Here is a 3,081-nt window from a genome sequence, read left to right as displayed (position 1 = left end):
TCAGATCAAAGGTGCGCGGCGGGCAAAAAAGATGGGGCTCCAAGCATCTGATCCAGCAACGCTACAAAGAACTCTGTGGCTCTCTCTACCTTCCCAAGGATCTCTATGATCTTGATTTCAGGGTCTCAAACCAAAGACTCCAGCTGTATTTTCGTAAAAATCATTACCGGATAAGCAAACACATCGCCAAGTTCGGAAAAAATATCATTGTGACATCATATCACGATTTATCCACGGATGATATCGTCAGGGCCAGCCTTGATCGATATCAGGTGGAAAATGCCTTCAGGCAGACAAAAGCTGGTGAATTCGGAAACTTTCGCCCCATGTGGCATTGGACCGACTCGAAGATTCGCTGCCACATATTCTCATGCATAGTGGCCCTGACGTACCTCCGCCTGGCTACACTTTGGCTGAACCGTGCAGGAGTCGCATGCAGTCCCGACAGTGCCATGCAGTCCATGCGAAACCTGAATAGCTGCTTATGCTGGCACAGTGGCAAAAGAAAACCCGCCAGAATGCTTGAAGAACCAGACCCTGAACAAACAGCTATCCTCGCTGCCATAGGCTACAAAATACAAAATGGGGTCTTACAAAAAGCCAAAGCGTAATTAATTGATATTATAGTATTTTTGATGATTTTTGAGTGATTAAGCCTGAAAGTCGAGACTGACATTTGGTTTGAATTTGATGGTTCCGATAATTGTATTTTTTCGGCGAAGTACAGCCAGTAAAATACAAGAATTATACAGAAATACCTATAGATAGAAGTAAAGAAGAACAAATGGAGCGTGTCATCCTGACAAAATCGAAAGACTGGATGTACGAAAAGAGTACCGTTTCCCTATCGAGCTTTTAACTGGGATCATTTTTGGATACAAGATACCAGAGAAAGTCCGTTAGACAATTAAACAATGGGCAGAGAAAGGAAATTGCAGAGTTGCGTATTTTGAAAATTGTCCCAGAACCTCTGAATGCGAGCTGGATATTGTCCGAATAGATTGAAAAAAGACATGTTGAAATGGGGAAAATATGTTTAATCGCTTTCCGAAGACTTCGCTAATATTATTTATCATCTTAGTCCTGACACAGAGCTGCTCTAGTACGATTAAGTGCCATTTTGAATCAGACCCCTCAGGGGCTAAAATATATGCTGGAGCAACGCCTGTTCAAATGCAATTTCTGGGTACAACACCCTTTACTGAATATTTCACCGGTTATCAACCAAGTTGGTTGACCTGGTATTATCAATTCAAAAAGGAAGGGTATTATGACTCACAAATAATCACAGCCCAACAGTTACCCGTGAACACTGACCGCAGAGTATGGGCGATTCTTAAAAGAATCGAATCTTCGAGCAATAATAATGTCCCCCGCACTCCTAATAAGAAGTATGAAGCGAAGGCGAGGTCAGGTACTGGATTCATCGTAAATAAAAAAGGAAACATCATTACCAATTACCATGTGGTTATGGGTTGTCGGTCAATTGAGGTGAAGAATCCTTTTTTTAGTTCCAAAGCTGAAGTAATATTCACAGATAAAACAAACGACTTGGCTCTTCTGGCTGTCGATACACAACCACCTCAAAATTCGTTCGGCTATTTTAGGTCCGAATCTGGGTTGCGATCCGGTGATGACATAATTGCAATTGGATACCCCTTGGGTCAGATTCTTGGGGAGTCCGCAAAAGTAACAATAGGCAATATAAGCTCCATGACTGGGATTGCAGACGATTCCAACATCCTACAAATAACAGCACCAGTTCAACCCGGGAATTCGGGTGGTCCACTCCTTGACAAAAGTGGGAATATAGTAGGCGTTGTTTCTGCGAAGTTGAATGAAATTGCGACCCTAAAAGCTTCAGGCTCAATTCCTCAAAATGTTAATTTTGCAATAAAGTCGCAAACTCTACAGTTGTTTTTAGATACACATAATATCACCTATTTCGCTAATAATTCGGAAAAAACGATAGTAACGGCAGATATTGTAGAAAAGGCAATCCGCTATACTGTCCAGATAGGCTGTTTCGAGTAAGGTAAGATTGATCTTGCCGAATTCCCGAACCAAACGCTTCACCAGAAGCCGTATGCCACGCGGGTTTCCAAGCGTAGTCCGTGCACGGCGTCAGTGAGCTTGTCGGTAGATTGATGGAGTAACCATGGAAACATCTGAAGACTATATAAAACGGACATCAAGCGCAGTCATAAAGCTTTTTGAGGGAATCGATGAATATACCGGCATTCTCAGGCGGCATAGGCTACCGATATTTATTTCGGAATATGGGGACGAGGAGTCCTCTCAGAAAAACCATGAAGCTTGGTTAGCAGAAAACGACGCTAATATTCAGAAGAGGCGACAAGCTGAACGCGAATACCTATCTGAAACCTTTGCCCAAGGAATACTATGTGGGGCGCTTCTCCAAGTAGCTGCAAAAGCCATTGAGTGTTATTCAGAAAATGAATCAATCCCAGAAGATTGGGCTGAAGTTATTCGACCAAACAATAAAGCCGTGCGATTTTGCATTGGTAGAAAAACAAGAGACGTTCCTCTTGGCCTGATCATCTATGCCGCTCGAAACCAGCATACTCATTTTGAGGATGAGGAACTAAGAGAGCCAAACCAGGAAGTTTTTCGCCGGTTGGCGGAACGCCATGGGATCACCACAAATCAGCCCTTTGCTGATCCGGCTTTCGATCTTAAAAACAAAAGTCTGGTAAGCTTCGCATCAAATTGTACAGCCCTCATGGGATGGCGCGACTACACCTCCTATGAGGCGGACATTCGAGCGCTGCTTCAATCTAACCAGTAGATAAAGCCGACCGGCACTACGCTGCGCTTCGCACCGGCGGCTTATCATAGCGTTACAAATCAAGGAAAACCACGCACTAATGATCGCCAGAGAATGGAAATGCAGGGTACCGAACGTCCACAGTGAAGGGTTTACAGCTTATCTGCTCGACTTTCGGGGTTAGCGATTAGTCGTTAATAGTTTGTTTTTATTGACAAGAAGTCCTTTTTCACCAACGAAACTATCCATATTTTTTTGGACTAGTTCCAAAATGCTTCCAAGGACATTTGCCG

Annotated in this window: 3 protein-coding genes; all 3 read left to right on the top strand. The window is 43.4% G+C overall.

The features are described from left to right. Nucleotides 1–611, top strand: a 611-nt coding sequence (locus ACTVJH_RS15685; RefSeq protein ID WP_455992801.1) for an IS1634 family transposase, incomplete at its 5' end; no start/stop codon positions are given. Between the two features lie 562 nt (nt 612–1,173). Beyond that, complete coding sequence (locus ACTVJH_RS15680) at nt 1,174–2,034, top strand: S1C family serine protease (protein ID WP_455992799.1); 861 nt, start codon at nt 1,174–1,176, stop codon at nt 2,032–2,034. Nucleotides 2,035–2,158: 124 nt separating this feature from the next. Further along, nucleotides 2,159–2,809 carry a hypothetical protein gene (locus tag ACTVJH_RS15675; RefSeq protein WP_455992796.1) on the top strand — a complete coding sequence of 217 codons (651 nt, stop codon included), beginning with the start codon at nt 2,159–2,161 and terminating at the stop codon, nt 2,807–2,809. Nucleotides 2,810–3,081 lie beyond the last annotated feature (272 nt).

The sequence above is a fragment of the Desulfoplanes sp. PS50 genome, assembly GCF_053851535.1.
This window is presented reverse-complemented; position numbering and strand designations above follow the sequence as displayed.

Coding starts and splice junctions, on each gene's coding strand:
- ACTVJH_RS15680 (WP_455992799.1), top strand. CDS start 1,174: ATGCAATTTCTGGGTACAACACCCTTTACTGAATATTTCACCGGTTAT.
- ACTVJH_RS15675 (WP_455992796.1), top strand. CDS start 2,159: ATGGAAACATCTGAAGACTATATAAAACGGACATCAAGCGCAGTCATA.